Genomic DNA, 20,371 nt, shown 5'->3' on the forward strand with positions numbered 1-20,371 from the left:
ACCGGTAAACCTATTGACGATGCGCCGCGACCCAGGCGCGGTAAGCGGGATGCTGGTCCAGCGTGGCGAAGCAATAACCCTTGTCCCGCAGCCCAGTGATCAGGGGTTCCAGCACGGCGGGCGCCCAGGGATCCTGGCGCGACCAGATTCCCAGGTGGGCCATCAGGATATCGCCGGGCTTGATATTGGCGAGCGCGCGGGCAAGCAGCTGCTTGTTGGGGTATTTGTCGCTGGGCAGTTCATCGCCCAGGAAGCCGGCCGACGCCCAGCCGACGTGGCGATAGCCGCACTGCTGCGCCGCCTTGAGCAGCGCGGGCGAGGTGCGCCCGCCCGGCGCACGGAACAGCGGCAGCATGGCGTGGCCCGTCATTGCCTTGAACCGCGCGGCGGAACGCTGCAGTTCGTCGCAATACTGCTGCGCGGTCAGGACTTCCTTCTTGCCGGCATTGGGACCGAAGTCGGGCCGCATCTCGAAGCGGTCGCCGGGCAGGTCCTTCAGCCAGTGGACGTGATCGTAGGTATGCGAACCGAACACGTCGCCGTCGGCCACGCGGGCGCGCCACCAGGGCGCCCAGTGGTCGTCCAGCGAACTGCCGTTGGTCTGCGTGCGTTCATTGGCCAGGAAGAAACTGGCCTTGACGTCGTGCCGCTTCAGCACGTCGGCGATCAGGGGCGCCACGCCCATGTGGCCGGTGTCGAAGGTCAGATAGACGGGCTTGGCGCACAACGGCGCCGGCGCGGCGGCGGCGCCGCCGGCCATGGCCGTGGCAAGCAGGCCGCACAACGCGGCCGAGGCGCGTCTAGTGCATCGCGACATGATCCAGTGTCCATACCCCGTGCGGCGACCGGCCCACATTGATCTGCCGCACGACTTCCTTCTTGTCGATATCGATGAAAGTCAGCTTGCGCGCCCAGCGCGAGGTGACCAGCAGGGTCTTGCCGTCCGCCATCAGGTCCATGCAGTCCGGACCGCCGGGCGCCGGATACTCGGCCACGGCCTTCAGGTTCTTGAAGTCGATGCGGCTGATGGTATTGGCGGCGCGGTTGCTGACGAAGATGTGCTGGCCGTCACCCTGGATGCGGAAAGCATGGGCGCCGGCATTGGTCTTGATGCGCGTGATCAGCTTGGGCTTGCCCGGACTGGTCAGGTCGTAGGCTTCGACGTAGCTGTCGCCGGTCAGGGCGACCAGCATGACCTTGTCGCCCGGGACGATATAGACGTCAGCCGGCGTCTTGCCCACGGGCAGCGTCCAACGCTTTTCCTGCGTCGCCAGGTCGATGGCCACGACTTCGTCGCTGTCCTGCAGCGACACGTAGGCCGTGGTGCTCTTGCTGTCGATGCCGATGTGGCTGGGGGTCTTGCCGGCCGGCACGCGCTTCATCAGCTTGAGATCGAAGCCGTCGGCGCGCGGCACGTATTGATAGATGTCGACGTGGTCCAGCCGGTTGGCGGCCGTGACGAACCATTTCATGTCGGGCGAGAAACGCAGCTGGTAGGGGTCGACGATGCCCGTGATGGTGCGCTGGATCTGACCGGTGCGCGGATCCATCAGCGTCAGCGTATCGCCCACCGAATTGGCGACGATCAGCGATTTCTGGTCCGGCGAAAAATACAGGTGATGCGGCTCCTTGCCGGTGGGCAGGCGACGGATTTCCTTGTAGGTGACCGGGTCGATCACGCTGACGTTCGCGTCCAGGGAATTCAGGACGAAGATGGGATCGTTGTGGGAGGGACGGGCGGCCTGGCCTTGGGCCTGGGCGGGAGCGACGAACGCGAGGCAGGCGGCCAGCACGGCGCCGCAGGCAAAAGACAAACGATTCAAAACGGATCTCGCAGTATCGGTGAATAGCGTCCTGGATTTTGACACACGCCCCGCGGGTTGGAACGGGAGGCCGCCGGAAAGTTCGCTTCCCGGCACGTAAAATATCAAGTTATTCCGCCGGAACAACAACGCCGCGCGGCCAGCCCATCATCCAGGCCCGTAGCCAGCACGCCGGTACGGACCTGCCGCGACCCGCGCCCACGATGCACTCCCCTGCTCTACCTCAGCCGCCCCAGTTGTCCTGGACCCAGAACGGCGCCGACCATCACGCGGACTGGCGTTCCGAAAGCGGCGCGCCGCCGCCGCGGCGGGTGGTGGTCGCGGACGACACCATGAACGCGGATACGGCCTATCGCCTGGCCTGCGAAGGCAGCGCGCTGCTGTGGCGCGGCGACTTCCAGAACGCGCGGCAGCTGCTGCAGGCCCTGACACGGCGCATCGACCGGCGCCCGGCCTCGAAAAAACGGCCGGCGGATTTCCCGGAAGCCTTCCATCTGCACCGCCAGGCGCGCGCCCAACGGGCCCGCGCGCTGGGCATGCTGCTGATTCCCTTCGAGCCGGGCCACGTGATTCCCTTGCGGCGCGCGCCCGACGTGGCGCGTGCCTGCCGCGCCGTCCACGGCGAAGCCGAGCGGCCCTATGTCGCGTCCCTGCGCGAACTGCTGGGGCTGGTCGGCGCATGGCAGTGGCGGGAAAAAGGCGTTGAAATCGCCGCGCTGGGCGCACGCGTGTACCCGCATTACGGCGTGTATTCGCCGGTGCGCGGCGAGTACCTGGACCTGATCGCGCAGGCGCCCCTGCCGCGCCCGGCGGGCGTGGACCTGGCGTTCGACATCGGCACGGGCACCGGCGTCATCGCCGCGCTGCTGGCGCGGCGGGGCGTGCGGCAGGTGGTGGCAACCGACATGGACCCGCGCGCGCTGGCATGTGCCGAGGAAAACCTGGAGCGCCTGGGCTTGCGGGATCGCGTACGGCTGGAACGCGCGGACCTGTTCCCGTCCGGCCAGGCGCAATTGGTGGTGTGCAATCCACCGTGGGTGCCGGCCCGCGCCAGCGCGCCGGTCGAATATGCGGTCTACGACCCGGAATCGCGCATGCTGCGTGGTTTCCTGCAAGGACTGGCCGGGCATCTGGCCGATGATGGCGAAGGCTGGCTGATTCTGTCCGACCTGGCGGAACACCTGCGCCTGCGCACGCGCGAAGAATTATTGCAGTGGATAGAGGCTGCGGGCCTGGCGGTGGCCGGTCGGCTGGATACCCGGCCCGTACACGGCAAGGCATCCGACCCGGACGATCCCCTGCATGCCGCCCGCGTGCGCGAAGTGACGTCGCTGTGGCGCCTGCGGCGCCGCGCGGCAACTGCCTGATTGGGCCGGCCGGCGCGAATCGGCGCGGCATGGCCGCCACGGGCAGGCCCCCCACCGGTCGGCGTGCAACGGCCCGGCCTGGACTGGCCTGGACTGGCCCGGCCTGGACGGGCCCGGCACGGGCCGGACCAGCCTGGACCGTGGCTAGACCGTGACGGCGGCGACCCAGAGTGTCGCGACGATGGACACGCCCAGGATGGCCGCGCCCACCGTGCGGCGGCGGTTCAGGCCGGTCCAGAGCAGCACCCCGGTAAGGGACAGCAGCACCATCCCGCCGGCGATGGTATCGGCGATCAGCACCCAGGCCGCGGTCACGCCGTTGGCGCGATGCAGGTTTTCCAGGGTGGCGAGCAGGCCCGGCTCCATGCGGCGGACGCTGACCTGGCCGGCGCCGGCCCAGTATTCCGCCTGGACGATGGTCTTGGGCGAACGGAAGGCGATCTGCCAGTGTTCCGGCTGGGTCACGGCCTTGTCGCCCCAGGCCACCGGCTTGGCGGGATCGCGCTGGATCCGCTCGGCGGGCTTGGGCAGCTTCAGTTCGGCCTGTAGCCAGGCGGCCATCTCCTGCGCCGACGCCGGGGCGGGCACCGGCAGCGGTAGTTGCACATTGGCCACCTGCGGCGCGCCGGTGCTGATCTTCATCACCGCGCGATGATTCTGGAAAAAACCCGTCAGCCCGAACAGCAGGCCCAGCACCGCGCCCCACAGGCCGATCCAGCTGTGTGCCTTGCGCAGCCATTTCAGGAAAATGCCGCGGCGATGCCCGGCGGCTTGGACGGGATCGGCGCGGCGCGCAGGGGCGGTGTTGGCAGGCAGGATGTGGCTCATCGGACGCGGGCCTTGCCGGGGTGCGCGACCGGGATGGCGGCGCGGCGGCTGGCCTTCTTTTCGAAAACGCTAATGATATTCGATCTCAGTGCGTTTCCCTGCATACCGCTCGAACATGGGGCGCCGGCCGTGGCCTGGATGCGACGCTGGGGAAATCGGGACGGTATTAAGATGGAGGCCGACCGTCAGGCCGGCCCGCGTAGCCGGCAACCATGCGGACGGCAGCCAACACCTAGAGGAGCTCAAAGTGACCGATGTTTTTGATCCGGCCCCGGCAGCCGCATTGCTGGCTCGGACGTGGCGCGAGGGACGCCAGATTAGCGAAATTCCCGCCGATATCCGTCCGCGCAACCTGGCCGAGGGCTACGCCTTGCAGGACGCATTCATCAAGGCCTACGCCGCCGAGACGGGCGACCGCGAGGCCGGCTGGAAGCTGGGCGTGGGCAGCGTCGCCGCCATGCAGGCCGCGGGTACGGAACGACCCCTGGTGGGCCGTGTGCTGGCGGGCCACCGCTACGACAACGGCGCGACCGTGCAGGTGCTGTGCCAGGCGCCTATCACCGTGGAGTTCGAAATCGCTTTCGTCCTGGGGCGCGATATCGCGCCGGGCGCGGCGCCGTCCGACCCCATGCAGGCCGTATCGTCGACCCACATTGCCTTCGAACTCGTCCTGTCGCGTTTCATCAACCGGCGGGCGGTGGGCTGGCCCAGTTTCGTCGGCGACAGCGTGGGCTTCGAGGCCTCCATACTGGGGCCGCGCATCGACGCCGCCGCCATCCAGCGCGGCGTCGCCACGGTGGACGTGCAGGCCGACGGCCAGACCCGCGGCACGGCCCTGAGCGGCGACGACGCGATCGACCCGACCCAGATGCTGCGCCATCTGTTCGACCATGCCTGCTACCACGGCCTGACCCTGCGGACAGGCGACGTGGTCACGACGGGCGCGGTGGCCAGGCCATTCGATATTCCCGCCGGCAAGACCGAACTCAGCGCCCGCTTCCTGGGGCAGACGCTGAGCGCCCAGGTGGTGCCGGCGCAAGCCTGAGCCGGTTCAGCGCGCGGCGGTGTCCTCCAGCGCCGCAAGGATGCGGCGCTTCAGGCCGAGCAGGTCGTCGGCCAGGGAGGCTGCCACGGTGATCGGCGGCTCGGCCGTCGTCACGCTGACGTTCAGGGCGTACACGGCGCCGTTGGGCAACACCAGCGGCGTGGACAGCGCCACCACGGCGGGCTGCCAGGCCGCCACGCAGTAGCCCGCGTCGCGCACGCTGGCGCAGGCGGACTCGATATCGTCGGCCAGCGTCTGGCCATGCCCGGGACGCCTGTGCATCATCGCGGCGATCCAGTCCCGCCGCGTGGCTTCCGGCAGCGCGGCCAGGTAGGCACGGCCCAGCGACGTCAGCTCGATCGGCACGCGCTGGCCCGCCACCACGCTGCGCAGCGACACCTTGCGGCTGTAGCGCACCGATTCCAGGTAGACCATATCGTCGCCGTCGGCGACCGCGATGCCGACGTTGATGCGGCGGGCCTGCGCCAGTTCGCGCATGCACGGGGCGGCCATCTTCATGATGGGCGAGCCGCTGCGCATGGCGTGCGCCAGGCTCAGCACCGGCGCGCCCAGGCGATACGCGCGCAGCGTCGGTTCGTATTCCAGGAACCCGGTGCGCACCAGGGTCTGCGACAGGCGGCTGACGGTCGCGCGCGACAGGCCGGTGCGTTCGGCCAGTTCGCCGTTGCCCAGCACTTCCAGGCCTGGCCGGAAGGCGCGCAGCAGGGCGATGCCGCGCTCCAGCGACCGGTTCGCGGGCGATGCGCCGGGCGCGAACCGGGCGGGCGCCGCCGCGGCCGGCGACCGAGTCGCCCCTGCCGCGCCGGGTCTGGCGGGCCGGGTGGCGGACCGCGCGGCCGTCGGTGCGGGCGGCTGGGCGGCGGGCGTGGGGCGGCGAGAGGGTGGCATGGATCGTCCAGGGCCGGCGGCGACCCATTTCCATCAGGTGAAAATACCGGCGCGCCCGACGCGACATTGTCACCTAAACTGGCCGCATCGCAAAAGACGATCGCACCGCCTTGCGCAGCCGTCTCCAGGCCCTTGCCTGAACAGCCGCATCCATGCTGCCCACCCGGCGGTGCGCGCTTCCGGAGACGCTGATGACCTTTCCCACGACCCTTACACGGCGCGCCGCCATTGCACTCGCCACCAGCTGCCTGGCGCTGGCCGGGCTGGCATCGACCGCGGCCCAGGCCGCCTATCCCGAACGCCCGATCCGCCTGATCGTCCCCTTCCCGCCGGGCGGCGGCACCGACCTGGTCGGCCGCCAGCTCGCCGAGGGCATGACGCAGAACCTCGGCCAGACGGTGGTCGTGGAAAACCGCGGCGGCGGCAGCACCATCATCGGCACCGAAGCCGTGGCCAAGGCGCAGCCCGACGGCTACACGCTGCTGCTGGCCACCTTCGCGCATGCCGTCAACCCGGCCTTGCACAAGAAGCTGCCCTACTCCACTTTCGATGCCTTCGCGCCGGTGGCCCTGATCGGCCGCTCGCCCAACGTGCTGGTGGTGTCGCCGAAGGCACCGTTCAAATCGGTGCAGGAGCTGCTGGCCTACGCGCGTTCGCATCCCGGCAAACTGACCTTCGGCTCCTACGGCAACGGCACGTCCGCCCACCTGGCAGGGGAAATGTTCAAGAGCCTGGCCAAGGTCGATATCGTGCACGTGCCCTACCGCGGCTCCGGCCCGGCGCTGACCGACCTGATGGGCGGCCAGATCGACATGATGTTTTCCACCGTGTCCAGCGTGGCGCAGCTGGTGAAGAACGACCAGTTGCGCGCCCTGGCGGTCACGTCGGCGCAGCGCTCGCCCTCGCACCCCGACTGGCCCACCGTGGCCGAGGCCGGCGTGCCGGGCTACGTCGTCGAAAGCTGGTACGGCATCTATGCGCCAGCCGGCACGCCGGCGGACGTGATCGCGCACCTGAACGCCGCATTGAAAGTGGCCGTACAGGCGCCCGGCTTCCGCCGCAACGTGGAAGAGGAAGGCCTGGTGATCAATGTCGGCGAGCCCGCGCAGTTGGACACCTTCGTGCGCGGCGAGGCGCAGCGCTGGGACAAGATCATCAAGGACGCGGGCATCTCCGAACAATAGACGCTCGATAGACGCCCCGTGGGCGACCCGGCCGCCGCGTCGTAAAGCGGCGGCCTGCCAGGATCCGCCGGCGCATCGTGCCCGACCGCCAGGCCCTGGCCACCTCAGCACAGACGTTTCCCCATCCATCCACCGAGAGCCGCGGCTCGCAGAGAAGAGATCATGTCGAACCCCACCCTACAAATGCAGGTCGACGACGGCGTGGCCGTCATCACGCTGAACCGTCCCGAAGTGCGCAACGCGATCGACGACGAAATGCGCCAGGACTTCATCGCCATGCTGGACCAGGTGACGCGCGACAACGCCATCCGCGCGCTGGTGCTGACCGGCGCAGGCAAGGCCTTCTGCGCCGGCGGCGATATCCGCGGCATGCGCGAGCGGATGGCGGCCCCGGCCGGCCAGGTCGCCTTCAACGGCTGGAGCCGTCAGCAACGCACGCATCATGCGATCGCCGCCCTGCACGACCTGACCAAGCCGACCATCGCCGCCGTGAACGGCGCCGCGACGGGGCTGGGCTGCGACCTGGCCCTGTGCTGCGATTTCGTGATGGCGGCCGATAACGCGACCTTCGCCATGACCTACATCCTGCGCGGCCTGATACCCGACGGTGGCGGCATGTACTTCCTGCCGCGCCGCGTAGGCCTGCAGCACGCCAAGGAATTGATCTACAGCGGCCGCACGGTCGCGGCGGAAGAAGCCCACGCCCTCGGCATGGCCGACCGCGTGGCGCCCGCCGGCGAGCTGCTGCAACAGGCTTGCGACTGGGCGCGCACGCTGAGCGCGGGATCGAGCGCCGCGCTGGCCCTGAGCAAGACCATCCTGAACCAGACCTTCGAGCTGACCGCCGACCAGGTGTTCCAGATGGGCAGCCAGGCGCAGGCCATCTGCTACACCACCGAACAACACCAGGCTTCGGTGCAAGCCTTCCTGGACAAATCCGCGAAGAAGAGCTGAAGGAAGGGCTGAACCATGAACGCCATCCATACCCTGCTCCACCCGCGCAGCATCGCCGTCATCGGCGCGTCCGCGGATGCCGGCAAGACCGCCGGCCGCCCCGTCGCCTACCTGCAGAAACACGGCTACGGCGGCGCGATCTATCCGGTCAATCCACGCGCCGACCAGGTGGCGGGATTGACCTGCTATCCGGACATCGACAGCCTGCCGGACGTGCCGGACGTCGGCCTGGTGCTGGTGGCCCCCGACCGCGCGATCGAGGCCGTGGGCGCATTGTCGCGGCGCGGCACGCCCGCCGCCATCGTGCTGGCCAGCGGCTTCGGCGAAACCGGCGAAAGCGGCGCGCGCCGCCAGCAGGCGCTCAAGGAAGCCGCCGGCGGCATGCGGCTGCTGGGTCCGAACACCATCGGCCTGGTCAACCTGACGGACCGCATCATGCTGTGCGCCAGCGGGGCACTGGAGATGGAATCGCTGCAGGGTGGCGGCATCGCGGTGGTGTCGCAGAGCGGCGGCATCCTGGGTTCGCTGCTATCGCGCGCGGCGGCGGCCGGGCTGGGTTTCTCCAAACTCGTTTCCACCGGCAACGAAGTCGACCTGGAAGCCGCGGACTTCATCGACCACCTGGCGGACGATCCGGCCACGCAGGTGATCGCCTTGTACATGGAAGGCCTGCGCAATCCGGAAAAATTCCGCCAGGCGGCCCTGAAGGCGGCCCGCGCCGGCAAGCCGGTGGTCGTCTACAAGGTCGGCCGTTCGGAATCCGGCGCGCGGTCGGCGGCGTCGCACACCGGCGCGCTGGCCGGCGAAGACCGAGTCTACGACGCCCTCTTCAGCCAGGTCGGCGCCATCCGCGCCCAGACCTTCGCCGACCTGCTCGACATCCCGGCCGCGCTGGCCACGCGCCGCGTCCTGCGCGGCAAGCGTATCGCCATCCTGACGTCGACCGGCGGCGCGGGCACGCTGGTGGCCGACAGCCTGGGCGTCGCGGGTTTCGAAACGCCGCCGCCGGGGCCGGAGACGGCCGCGCAGCTGCGCGATCTGCAAAAGAACGACCAGATCGTGCTGGACCGCAACCCCATCGACGTCACGCTCGCCGGGCTGCAGCCGGAGCTGCTGCGCAATACCATCGCCACGCTGCTCGATAGCGCCGATTACGACGCCGTCATCACGATCGTCGGATCGTCCGCGTTGGCGCAGCCGACGCTGGCCGCCGGCGCCATCGCGGCGTCGCTGGACCGGAGCGACAAGCCGGTGCTGGCCTATGTCAGTCCCTATGCGCCGGCGGTGCTGTCCAACGTCAACCGGGCGGGCGCGCCCGCCTTCACGGCGCCGGAAAGCTTCGCGGCGGTGCTGTCGGCCATGCTGGCGCGCACGGCGCGCGAGAACGCCGCGGCGGGCGCGGGTGCGGCCGGCGCGGCTGGCGGACATGCCGGGGCAGGCGGAGCCAGCGCGGAAGCCGCGGCTGGCGCGAGCGCCTCGGGCGCCGACGCGGCGGGCCTGCCTTCCGGTTCGCTGAACGAAGCCCAGGCGCGCGCGCTGTTCGCGCGCTACGGCGTTCCTTCGGTCGGCGAGCGCGCGGTGGCGGACGCCGCGGAAGGCCAGCGCGAAGCGCAGGCCTTCGATCGCCCCGTCGTGCTCAAGGTCCTGTCCAGCCGCATCACCCACAAGACCGAAGCCGGCGGCGTCGCGGTCGGCGTCGCACCGGAGGCGGTGGGCGAGGCGATCCAGGCCATGGCGGCACGTGTGCGCCAGCGTACCGGCATCGAGCCGGAAGGCTATCTGCTGCAGGAAATGGCGTCCGGCGTGGAAATGATCGTCGGCGTGCATCGCGACCCGCAACTGGGCCCGACCCTGCTGGTGGGACTGGGCGGCGTCACGGCCGAATTGTTCCAGGACACCGCGCTGCGCCTGCTGCCGGTGGACCGCGCCACCGTGGGCGAGATGCTGCGTTCGCTCAAGTCCTGGCCGCTGCTGGACGGGTATCGCGGCCGGCCCAAGGCCGACGTCAAGGCGCTGGAGGACGCGGTGCTGAACTTCGCGGCCATGGCCGGGCAGTTGGGCGATCGCCTGGTCGAAGCGGAGATCAACCCGCTGTTCGTCCAGGAAGAAGGCCGCGGCGTGCGCGCGGCGGATGGCGTCGCAATTTTGAAATAAGGCGCTTCAACGCCCGGGCCCGGGGCCAGACGCCTCCAGCCGGGCGTCCCTGCGGGCTTCTGCGGGCGCCCCTGCCGGCGCCCCTGGCCAATACCATCCGTCAAACTCTTGGTGTACCTTACGGCAGAGCGGCGTGGATTTTCCGCGCGGCTCGTCGCCCAAGGAGTACATGACGCATGAAGCCCGGCATACTGGCCATCGACATCGGCGGAACCGGCCTCAAGGCTGCCGTCATCAACGAAAAAGGCCAGATGCTGGCCGAGCGCGTCCGCGTGCCCACCCCGCATCCCTGCCCACCCAAGATCCTGCTTGAGAACCTCAAGCGCATGGTCGCCGGCCTGCCCGAATTCGACCGCATCTCCATCGGTTTCCCCGGCGTGGTGCGCGAAGGCAAGGTACTGACCGCCCCCAACCTGGATACCAGCCTCTGGGCCGGCTTCCCGCTGCGGCAGGCGATCTCGCGCGCCTTCGGCAACAAGCCCGCCCGCCTGCTGAACGACGCCGACATGCAAGGCCTGGGCCTGGTCAGCGGCCGCGGCCTGGAGTTCGTGATGACGCTGGGCACCGGCGTCGGCACCGCGCTGTTCCGCGACGGCGAACTCATGCCGCATATGGAGCTGGCCCACCATCCCATCCATAAAGACAAGACTTACGACGAATACCTGGGCGAAGCCAAGCGTAAAACCTTGGGGAAAAAACAATGGAACCGACGCGTGCGGCGGGCGATCGAACTGATCGACATACTGTTCATGCCGGATCGCATCTATATCGGCGGGGGTAATGCCGCAAGGCTCGACTTCCCCGCCGACGACCACCTCAGGATCGGCTCCAACGATGCCGGGCTGGAAGGCGGCGCCGCCCTGTGGCGCGAGGCGCGCCGTTCATGAACGGCCCCTGAATACCCACCCGCGACGGCCCGGCGCCCGGCCGTTCGCGACGCCAGACGCCCTTGGTCCACCCGGCGGCCAAACGGGCATGACGATTGCTCCCGAAGCCGGTTTGTCCGCGTTTCCGCCAGAGAGAGGTCTCATGAATACTCCACCGTCCCCCGATCCCGCGCGCAATGACGAAAAGCTGGACCTGCTGTGCATCGATACGCTGCGCACCCTGGCCATGGACGCCGTTCAGAAAGCCAATTCCGGCCATCCCGGAACGCCCATGGCGCTGGCGCCGGTCGCCTACACGCTGTGGCACGATTTCCTGCGCTACGACCCTGCCCATCCCGACTGGCCCAACCGCGACCGCTTCGTACTGTCGGCGGGCCACGCCTCGATGCTGCTGTACGGCTTGCTGCACCTGGGCGGCGTGATCGAAATCGACGCCGACGGCAAGCCCAGCGGCAAGCCGGCCGTCAGCCTGGATGACATCAAGCAGTTCCGCCAGCTCGATTCCAAGACGCCCGGCCATCCCGAATACCGCATGACCACCGGTGTCGAAACCACCACCGGCCCGCTGGGCCAGGGCTGCGCCAACAGTGTCGGCATGGCCATCGCCCAGCGCCACCTGGCGCAGCGTTTCAACGCCCCCGGACGCGAAGTCTTCGACTACAACGTCTACGTCATCTGCGGCGACGGCGACATGATGGAAGGCGTCTCCGGCGAAGCCGCGTCCATCGCCGGCCACCTGGGCCTGTCGAACCTGTGCTGGATCTACGACAACAACACCATCAGCATCGAAGGCCATACCGACCTGGCCTTCAGCGAGAACGTCGCCGCGCGCTTCGCCGCCTATGGCTGGAACACGCTGCACGTCACCGACGCCAACGACCGCATGGCGGTGGCCGCCGCGCTGCGCCAGTTCCAGGCCACCACCGACCGGCCGACGCTGATCGTGGTCGACAGCGTGATCGGCTTCGGCTCGCCGAACAAGCACAATACCGCGGCGGCCCACGGCGAAGCCCTGGGTGAAGAGGAAGTCCGGCTGACCAAGAAAGCCTACGGCTGGCCGGAAGACGCGCAATTCCTGGTGCCCGACGAAGTCCGCGACCGCCTGCGCGACGCCCTGGCCGCGCGCGCCCAGCCGGCCTACGCGCAGTGGACCAGGACGATGGAGCAGTTGAAGGCGCAGGACGCGGCCATGCATGAAGAACTGCAACGCATGCGCCAGGGCCAGTTGCCCGACGGCTGGGACAGCGAAGCGCCCGTCTTCCCGCCGGACGCCAAGGGACTGGCGACCCGCGACTCGGGCGGCAAGGCCTTGAACGCCTTCGCCAAGCACATTCCGCTGCTGATGGGCGGCGCCGCCGACCTGGCGCCCTCGACCAAGACCAAGCTGACCTTCGACGGCGCCGGCAGCTTCGAGCGCGACGACTACGGCGGCCGCAACATGCACTTCGGCGTGCGCGAACATGCCATGGGCGCCATCGCCAACGGCATGGCGCTGTCGCACGTGCGCCCCTACACCGCCACCTTCCTGATTTTCAGCGACTACATGAAGCCGCCGATCCGGCTGGCCGCGCTGATGGAATTGCCGGTTGTGTTCGTGTTCACGCACGATTCCATCGGCGTGGGCGAAGACGGCCCCACCCACCAGCCGGTCGAACAGATGGCGCAACTGCGCGGCATACCCGGCATGCGCGTCCTGCGGCCCTGCGATGCCAATGAGACCGTGGAAGCATGGAAGGTGGCCCTGCAACAGACCAAGCACCCCACCGCGCTGGTACTCACGCGCCAGCCCCTGCCCACGCTGGACCGTTCCAAGTACGCGCCCGCGACCGATCTGCGGCGCGGCGCCTACGTGCTGGCCGACTGCGCGCCGCAACAGCCCCAGGTCATCCTGATGGCCACCGGCAGCGAAGTATCGCTGTGCCTGCAGGCCTACGATCGCTTGCGCGCCGACGGCATCGCCGCGCGCGTGGTGTCCATGCCCAGCTGGGACCTGTTCGAAGAGCAGGACCAGGCGTATCGCGACAGCGTGCTGCCGCCAGACGTGACCGCGCGCGTGGCAGTCGAGCAGGCCGGCTACATGGGCTGGGACCGTTACGCCGGCACGAAGGGCGAGGTCATCGCCATGCGCACTTTCGGCGCGTCCGCGCCCATCGCCAAGCTGCAGGCGAAATTCGGCTTCACGGTGGACAATGTGGTTCGCGCCGCGCGTGAGCAGGTTCAAGAGAAAAGGAGTACGAAATGAACACAACGACCAAGAACCCGCTGGTCCGGCTGGCGGAAGCCGGACAGGCCATCTGGCTGGATTTCCTGAGCCGTGAATTCCTGGCGCAGGGCGGCCTGGACAAGCTGGTGCGCGAGGACAGCCTGACCGGCGTCACCTCCAACCCGTCCATCTTCGAAAAGGCGATGGGCCATGGGGAATCCTACGACGAGCAGCTGCACGCCATCCTGTACCAGGCCGATGCCGAGCCCGGCGACGTCTACGAGCAACTGGCGGTGCGCGATATCCAGCACGCCGCCGACGCGCTGCGGCCGGTGTACGACCGCCTGAACGGCAAGGACGGCTACGTCAGCCTGGAAGTCTCGCCCTACCTGGCCTACGACACCGAAGGCACCCTGAACGAAGCGCGCCGCCTGTGGAAGGCGGTGGACCGGCCCAACCTGATGATCAAGGTGCCGGGAACGCCGCAAGGCGTGCCGGCCATCCGCCAGCTGATCGAGGACGGCATCAACGTCAACGTCACGCTGCTGTTCTCGCGCGACGCCTACCGCGCGGTGGCGCTGGCCTATATCGACGGCCTGGAAGCCCGCGCCAAGGCCGGCAAGCCGGTGGACAGGCTGGCCAGCGTGGCCAGCTTCTTCATCAGCCGTATCGATAGCCGCATCGACAAGAACATCGACGAAGCCCTGAAAAACCCGGGCGCCGACGGCGACCGCCTGAACGCGCTCAAGGGCAAGATCGCCATCGCCAACGCCAAGCTGGCCTACCAGGACTACCTGGGACTGATCGGCGAGGACCGCTGGAAGGCGCTGGCGCAGAAAGGCGCGCATCCGCAACGCCTGCTGTGGGCCTCCACCGGCACCAAGAATCCCGCCTATCCGGCCACGCTGTATGTCGACGAACTGATCGGCCCGGATACGGTCAACACCATGCCCGCGCCCACCATGGACGCATTCCGCGAGAAAGGCACGGTCGAAACGACACTGACGCGCGATGTCGACACGGCGCGCCGGCAGCTGGAAGACGCGCAGAAGCTGGGGCTGGACCTGGATGGCGTCACGCGCGAACTGGTGGAAGACGGCACCAGGCAGTTCTCCGACGCCTTCGACGCGCTGCTGGGCGCGGTGGCCGCCAAGCGCATGACCTACCTGGGCGAACAGGTCAACGGCGTGGCGTACGAACTGCCCAAGCCGCTGGCCGATGCCGTCGACAAGTGCCTGGACCGCGCGCGCGCCGACGGCTGGGCGCGGCGCCTGTGGCAGCATGATGCATCCATGTGGACCGGCCAGCAGGAAGACCGCTGGGTGGGCTGGCTGGCCGCCGGACAGGGCAAGCAGGTCGATGCCGACGCCGTTGCCGCGCTGGCGCGCGAGCTGCAGGCCGAACGCTACACCCACGCCGTGCTGCTCGGCATGGGCGGCTCCAGCCTGGGACCGGAAGTGCTGGCGCAGACGCTGGGCGAATCGGGCCAGGGCCTGGCGCTGCATGCGTTGGACTCCACCAATCCGGAAGAAATCTGCGCCGTCGAACGCGGCATCGATTTCGCGCGCACGCTGTTCATCGTATCGAGCAAGTCGGGCTCCACGCTGGAGCCGGAGATCCTTAACGCGCATTTCCACGCGGCCACCGTGGCGGCCGTCGGCCAGGAAAACGCCGGCAAGCATTTCATCGCCATCACCGACCCGGGATCGAAGCTGGAAGCGGCCGCCAAACAGGCCGGCTACCGCGCCATCTTCCATGGCGATCCGACCATCGGCGGCCGCTATTCGGTGCTGTCGGTGTTCGGCCTGGTGCCGCTGGGCGTCATGGGCCACAACGTCGCGCACTTCCTGGAGACAACCCAGACCATGGTGCGCGCCTGCGGCCCGTCGTCGCCGCCCTCGGTCAACCCGGGCGTGCGCCTGGGCGCCATCCTGGGCGAGGCCGCCCGCGCCGGCCGCGACAAGGTCACCATCTTCGCATCGCCCGCGGTCGCCAGCATCGGCTCGTGGCTGGAACAGCTGCTGGCCGAATCCACCGGCAAGCACGGCAAGGGCATCGTGCCGGTGGATCTCGAACCGATAGGCACGCCCGACGTCTACGGCCAGGACCGCGTGTTCGCCTACCTGCGCTGCGCCGAAGACGACACCACCCAGCTCGACGCCAAGGTGCAGGCCCTGGCCGCCGCCGGGCAGCCGGTCATCCGCATCACGCTGCCGCGGCCGGCCGCCATCGGACAGGAATTCTTCCGTTGGGAAGTCGCCACCGCCATCGCCGGCGCCGTCATCGGCATCGATCCCTTCGACCAGCCCGACGTCGAAGCCAGCAAGATCAAGACGCGCGCCCTGACGGACGCCTACGAGAAAACCGGCCAGTTGCCCGCCGAGACGCCCATCGCCGAAGACGGCGAACTGGCCTTCTACGGCGACAAGTCGCTGGCCGCCGATGGCACCGTCGAAGGTGTGCTGAAGGCGCATCTGGCCCGCCTGGGCCAGGGCGACTACGCCGCGGTGCTGGCCTATGTGGCGCGCAACGCCGCGCACGAACGGCAGATCGCCGGCCTGCGCGCGACGGTGCGCGACCGCCGCAAGGTCGCCACGGTGGGCGGCTTCGGCCCTCGCTTCCTGCATTCCACCGGGCAGGCCTACAAGGGCGGCCCGAACAGCGGCGTATTCCTGCAGATCACCGCCGATCCGGCGCGCGACCTGCCCATCCCGGGGCGCAAGATCAGCTTCGGCACGGTGCAGGCGGCGCAGGCGTCCGGCGACCTGCAGGTGCTGGCCGAGCGCGGCCGGCGCTATCTGCGGGTACACATCAAGGGCGGAGACGTGGAAAGCGGCCTGGCGCGCCTGGCCAAGGCCGTCAAGCAGGTGACGAACTGATCCGGGCCGAGCAGGCCCTGGTTTTCCGGACCGGGCGCGGCTAGCCGCGCCGGTTTATTTACGCGGAGATTTTGCTATGCAACTCGGATTGATTGGACTTGGGCGCATGGGCGCCAACATCGCGCGCCGCCTGATGCGGAACAAGCACGAAGTCATCGTGTACAACCGCAGCCTGGACAAGGTCAAGGAACTGCAGTCCGAAGGCGCGACGGGCGTCGACAACGTGGAAGCCCTGATCGCCAAGCTGGAGAAGCCCCGCGCGGTCTGGGTCATGCTCCCGGCCGGCGCCGTCACCGAACACATGATCGATACGCTGGCGGGCCTGATGGAGCCGGGCGACATCATCATCGACGGCGGCAACACCATGTACAAGGACGATATCCGCCGCGCCAAGGCGCTGGCGGCGCGCCAGATCGAATACGTGGACGTCGGCACCTCGGGCGGCATCTGGGGCCTGGAGCGCGGCTACTGCATGATGATCGGCGGCGAGGACAAGGTCGTGAAGCACCTGGACCCGATCTTCTCCTGCCTGGCGCCGGGACTGGGCGACATCCCCCGCACCCCGGGCCGCGAAGGCCGCGACGCGCGCGCCGAACAGGGCTACATCCATGCCGGTCCCGCCGGTTCGGGCCACTTCGTCAAGATGGTCCACAACGGCATCGAGTACGGCATCATGCAGGCCTATGCCGAAGGCTTCGACATCCTCAAGACCAAGGGCTCCGACCAGTTGCCGGAAGACCAGCGCCTGAACATCGAAGTGGCCGACGTCGCCGAGGTCTGGCGGCGCGGCAGCGTGGTTTCGTCCTGGCTGCTGGACCTGACGGCCATCGCGCTGGCCAAGGATCCCAAGCTGGCGGGCTTTTCCGGCGACGTGGCCGACAGCGGCGAAGGCCGTTGGACCATCGATGCCGCCGTCGAGCAGGCCGTGCCTGCGCCGGTGCTGGCGAGCGCCCTGTTCGCCCGCTTCCGCTCGCGCCAGGACGCCACCTTCGGCGACAAGATGCTGTCCGCGATGCGCTTCGGCTTCGGCGGCCACGTCGAGGAGAAAAAATAATGACGGCCGCGCAATCGACAAACCGCACCCCGCGGTCGCAGATGGCGCCGCCGGCAACCCTCTTCCTGTTCGGCGCCCATGGCGACCTGGTCAAGCGGCTGCTCGTCCCGTCGCTGTATAACCTGACGCGCGACGGCCTGGTCGGCGACGCGCTTCATATCGTCGGCGTCGACCACAACAAGGTCAGCGACGAGGAGTACCGCGGCAAGCTGGCCGACTTCATGCAGGAAATGTCCGCCAAGCGCGGCAAGAGCGAAGGCGGCGAGCCGGCGCTGGACGACAAGCTGTGGGACGGCCTGGCGCAGCGCATCACCTACCTGGAAGGCGACTTCCTGGATGACGCGACCTACCAGGCCATCAAGCAGCGCATCGAGGCCTCCGGCACCCGCAACGCCGTGTTCTACCTGGCCACGGCGCCGCGCTTCTTCTGCGAAGTGGTCACGCGCCTGGCGCATGCCGGATTGCTGCAGGAAGGCGACGACCAGTTCCGCCGCGTCATCGTCGAAAAGCCCTTCGGCTCCGACCTGAAGACCGCGCAGGACCTGAACGCCGGCATCCTCGCCGTGATGGACGAAAAGCAGGTCTATCGCATCGACCATTACCTGGGCAAGGAAACGGTGCAGAACATCCTGGTCAGCCGTTTTTCCAACGGCCTGTTCGAGGCGTTCTGGAACAATCATTACGTCGACCACGTGCAGATCACCGCCGCCGAAACGGTGGGCGTGGAGCAGCGCGGCAATTTCTACGAGCGCACCGGCGCGCTGCGCGACATGGTGCCCAACCACCTGTTCCAGCTGCTGGCCATGGTCGCCATGGAGCCGCCCGCGGCCTTCGGCGCGGACGAGGTGCGCAGCGAAAAGGCCAAGGTGGTCGCGGCCATCCGCCCGCAGTCGCCGGAAGAAGCGCGGCGCAATTCGGTGCGCGGCCAGTATGCCGCCGGCGAGACCGGCGGCCAGCGCGTGCCCGGCTATCGCGAGGAAAACCGCGTTGCGCCGGACAGCTGCACGGAAACCTTCGTCGCGCTCAAGCTGTGGGTGGACAACTGGCGCTGGGCCGGCGTGCCCTTCTACCTGCGGACCGGCAAGCGGCTGGGCGTGCGCAGCACGCAGATCGCCATCTGCTTCAAACCCGCGCCGATGTCGCCTTTCCGGGACACGCATGTGCACCGCCTGCGCCCCAATTACCTGATCATCCAGATCCAGCCCGACGAAGGCATGTGGTTCGACTTCCAGGCCAAGAAGCCCGGCACCACGCTGGAAATCGACAATATCCAGATGGGTTTCGCCTATTCGGATTTCTTCAAGATGCAGCCGTCGACGGGCTACGAAACGCTGCTGTACGACTGCATGATCGGCGACCAGACGCTGTTCCAGCGGGCGGACAACATCGAAAACGGCTGGCGCGCGGTGCAGCCTTTCCTCGACGCCTGGCACGACTGCAAGGACGTGCAGATGTATCCGGCGGGCACGGACGGCCCCGAGGCCGCCGACGAACTGCTGCGGCGGGACGGGCGCGCATGGCACAGCCTGAAGTAGGCCCGGGCGCCATCCGGCTGCTGGTATCGGACGTCGACGGCACGCTGGTCCGGCCGGACAAGCAGATCAGCGCGGCCACCATCGCGGCGGTGCGCGCGCTGCGCGGCGCGGGCATCGCCTTCACGCTCGTCAGCAGCCGGCCACCGCGCGGCATGCTGCCGCTGATCCGCCTGCTGGACCTGGACGTACCGACCGCCGCCTTCAATGGCGGCGCCATCGTCGATACCGGCGGACGCACCATCGAGTCGCATCCGCTGTCGGTGGAAAACGCCCGCATCGCCTTGGACACCTTCGCCGGCCAGCCCGTGGAAACCTGGGTATTTGCCGACGACAAATGGCTGCTGCGCGATCCGGACGGGCCTTACGTGCCGCTCGAGCGGCACACGCTGGGCTTCGACGGCACCCTGGTCGACAGCTTCGAGCCCTACCTGGACCGCATCGGCAAGATCGTCGCCGCCAGTGCGGACGCGGACGGCCTGATCCGTCTGGAAAAGGAGATCAACCCGCGCATCGCGCCCGGCGCGCATGCCTCGCGCTCGCAGGTCTACTACCTGGACGTCAACCATGCCCGCGCCAACAAGGGTGACGCGGTGGAAGCGCTGGCACGCCACCTGGGCGTATCGCTGGCGGAAACCGCGGTGATCGGCGATGGCGACAACGACGTGCCCATGTTCCAGCGAGCCGGCCTGTCCATCGCCATGGGGCAGGCAAGCGCGCAGGTGCGGTCCCAGGCCACGGTCACCACCGCCAGCAATGCCGACGACGGGCTGGCGGCGGCGGTGCACCGCTTCATTCTTCCCGCGGCCTGAGGAGTCATCATGGACAAGGAACAAAGCTGCATCTTCGAGAATACCGCCAGCCTGGTGACCCATCTTGCCGACTGGCTGACGGCGCGCATCGCGGCCTGCGACGGACGCTTCGCGCTGGCCCTGTCGGGCGGCAGCACGCCCAAGCCCCTGTATGAACTGCTGGCGCAGCCGGAACGCGCCAGCCGCATCGACTGGTCGCGCGTGCACCTGTTCTGGGGCGACGAACGTTTCGTGCCGTATGACGATCCGCAGAGCAACTACCGCATGGCCCGCCTGGCGATGATCGACCACGTGCCGATCCCGCCGGGCAACGTGCACCCCGTGCCGGCGGACGGCACCCCGGAATCGGCCGCCGCGGCTTATGCCGAGACGCTGCGCGAATACTACGGATCGGCGCGGCTGGAAGCCGGGCGCCCGCTGTTCGACGTGAATCTCCTGGGCATCGGCGACGATGGCCACACGGCCTCGCTGTTTCCTGGCGCGCCGCAGGTCGAGGACACGCGCGACTGGACCGTCGCGGTGGTGGGCGTGAAGCCGGAACCGCGCATATCGCTGACGCTGCCCGCGCTGGACAGCGCCGCCGCCGTGGTATTCCTGGCGGCGGGAGACAAGAAGCGCACCGCCGTCAGCCGCGCGCGGGCGCACGATCCCGGCGTGCCCTCCGGCCGCGTACGGCCGCAGGGCGAACTGCTGTGGTACCTGGACAGGGACGCGGCGGGCGAGTAGCCGCGGCCGGCAAC

Annotated in this window: 16 protein-coding genes; 12 read left to right on the forward strand and 4 right to left on the reverse strand. The window is 68.6% G+C overall.

The window, feature by feature from the left end:
- Window positions 1-10 precede the first annotated feature (10 nt).
- Together CAL12_RS22785 and CAL12_RS22790 are read right to left on the reverse strand one after the other, a co-directional pair.
- Window positions 11-817: a polysaccharide deacetylase family protein gene (locus tag CAL12_RS22785; RefSeq protein WP_198298305.1), complete on the reverse strand. Its 807-nt coding sequence runs from the start codon at window positions 815-817 to the stop codon at window positions 11-13.
- Window positions 801-1,823: a YVTN family beta-propeller repeat protein gene (locus CAL12_RS22790; RefSeq protein ID WP_086066698.1), complete on the reverse strand. Its 1,023-nt coding sequence runs from the start codon at window positions 1,821-1,823 to the stop codon at window positions 801-803. The genes CAL12_RS22785 and CAL12_RS22790 overlap by 17 nt, the downstream gene beginning before the upstream one ends.
- Window positions 1,824-2,026: 203 nt before the next feature.
- Between CAL12_RS22790 and CAL12_RS22795 the strand changes: the two genes are divergently transcribed.
- Window positions 2,027-3,190 carry a methyltransferase gene (locus CAL12_RS22795; RefSeq protein WP_086066699.1) on the forward strand — a complete coding sequence of 388 codons (1,164 nt, stop codon included), beginning with the start codon at window positions 2,027-2,029 and terminating at the stop codon, window positions 3,188-3,190.
- A gap of 144 nt (window positions 3,191-3,334) precedes the next feature.
- On the opposite strand, the gene CAL12_RS22800 is transcribed toward CAL12_RS22795, so the two are convergent.
- Window positions 3,335-4,018, reverse strand: a complete 684-nt coding sequence (locus CAL12_RS22800) for a PepSY-associated TM helix domain-containing protein (protein ID WP_086066700.1) — start codon at window positions 4,016-4,018, stop codon at window positions 3,335-3,337.
- Window positions 4,019-4,265: 247 nt separating this feature from the next.
- Here CAL12_RS22800 and CAL12_RS22805 point away from each other — a divergent pair, with 247 nt between their 5' ends.
- Complete coding sequence (locus CAL12_RS22805) at window positions 4,266-5,063, forward strand: fumarylacetoacetate hydrolase family protein (protein ID WP_086066701.1); 798 nt, start codon at window positions 4,266-4,268, stop codon at window positions 5,061-5,063.
- A gap of 6 nt (window positions 5,064-5,069) precedes the next feature.
- Here CAL12_RS22805 and CAL12_RS22810 read toward each other — a convergent pair whose 3' ends face one another.
- Window positions 5,070-5,972, reverse strand: coding sequence for an IclR family transcriptional regulator (locus CAL12_RS22810; protein ID WP_086066702.1), 903 nt, complete (start codon window positions 5,970-5,972; stop codon window positions 5,070-5,072).
- Between the two features lie 191 nt (window positions 5,973-6,163).
- Here CAL12_RS22810 and CAL12_RS22815 point away from each other — a divergent pair, with 191 nt between their 5' ends.
- The 10 genes from CAL12_RS22815 (at window position 6,164) to pgl (ending at window position 20,357) form a co-directional block, all read left to right on the forward strand.
- Window positions 6,164-7,156, forward strand: coding sequence for a Bug family tripartite tricarboxylate transporter substrate binding protein (locus CAL12_RS22815; protein WP_086066703.1), 993 nt, complete (start codon window positions 6,164-6,166; stop codon window positions 7,154-7,156).
- Window positions 7,157-7,318: 162 nt separating this feature from the next.
- A complete protein-coding gene (locus tag CAL12_RS22820; RefSeq protein WP_198298306.1) occupies window positions 7,319-8,110 on the forward strand; it encodes an enoyl-CoA hydratase/isomerase family protein in 792 nt (263 codons plus the stop codon).
- Window positions 8,111-8,125: 15 nt separating this feature from the next.
- Window positions 8,126-10,264, forward strand: a complete 2,139-nt coding sequence (locus CAL12_RS22825; protein WP_086066705.1) for an acetate--CoA ligase family protein — start codon at window positions 8,126-8,128, stop codon at window positions 10,262-10,264.
- 176 nt (window positions 10,265-10,440) lie between these two features.
- Complete coding sequence (locus CAL12_RS22830; RefSeq protein WP_086066706.1) at window positions 10,441-11,151, forward strand: ROK family protein; 711 nt, start codon at window positions 10,441-10,443, stop codon at window positions 11,149-11,151.
- Between the two features lie 142 nt (window positions 11,152-11,293).
- Window positions 11,294-13,393, forward strand: a complete 2,100-nt coding sequence (gene tkt / locus CAL12_RS22835; protein WP_086066707.1) for a transketolase — start codon at window positions 11,294-11,296, stop codon at window positions 13,391-13,393.
- Window positions 13,390-16,233 (forward strand): bifunctional transaldolase/phosoglucose isomerase, encoded by a 2,844-nt coding sequence (locus tag CAL12_RS22840; protein ID WP_086066708.1) that lies wholly within the window; start codon window positions 13,390-13,392, stop codon window positions 16,231-16,233. Before tkt ends, CAL12_RS22840 begins: the two co-directional genes overlap by 4 nt.
- Before the next feature lie 76 nt (window positions 16,234-16,309).
- Window positions 16,310-17,287, forward strand: coding sequence for a phosphogluconate dehydrogenase (NAD(+)-dependent, decarboxylating) (gnd, locus tag CAL12_RS22845; protein ID WP_086066709.1), 978 nt, complete (start codon window positions 16,310-16,312; stop codon window positions 17,285-17,287).
- The gene (zwf, locus tag CAL12_RS22850) at window positions 17,287-18,822 is read left to right on the forward strand and encodes a glucose-6-phosphate dehydrogenase (RefSeq protein ID WP_086066710.1); all 1,536 of its coding nucleotides are present in this window, start codon (window positions 17,287-17,289) and stop codon (window positions 18,820-18,822) included. The genes gnd and zwf overlap by 1 nt, the downstream gene beginning before the upstream one ends.
- The gene (locus CAL12_RS22855; protein ID WP_086066711.1) at window positions 18,804-19,631 is read left to right on the forward strand and encodes a Cof-type HAD-IIB family hydrolase; all 828 of its coding nucleotides are present in this window, start codon (window positions 18,804-18,806) and stop codon (window positions 19,629-19,631) included. The genes zwf and CAL12_RS22855 overlap by 19 nt, the downstream gene beginning before the upstream one ends.
- A 9-nt stretch (window positions 19,632-19,640) precedes the next feature.
- The gene (gene pgl / locus CAL12_RS22860) at window positions 19,641-20,357 is read left to right on the forward strand and encodes a 6-phosphogluconolactonase (protein ID WP_086066712.1); all 717 of its coding nucleotides are present in this window, start codon (window positions 19,641-19,643) and stop codon (window positions 20,355-20,357) included.
- Window positions 20,358-20,371: the final 14 nt, after the last annotated feature.

It is taken from the genome of Bordetella genomosp. 8 (assembly GCF_002119685.1).
Classification (GTDB): domain Bacteria; phylum Pseudomonadota; class Gammaproteobacteria; order Burkholderiales; family Burkholderiaceae_B; genus Bordetella_C.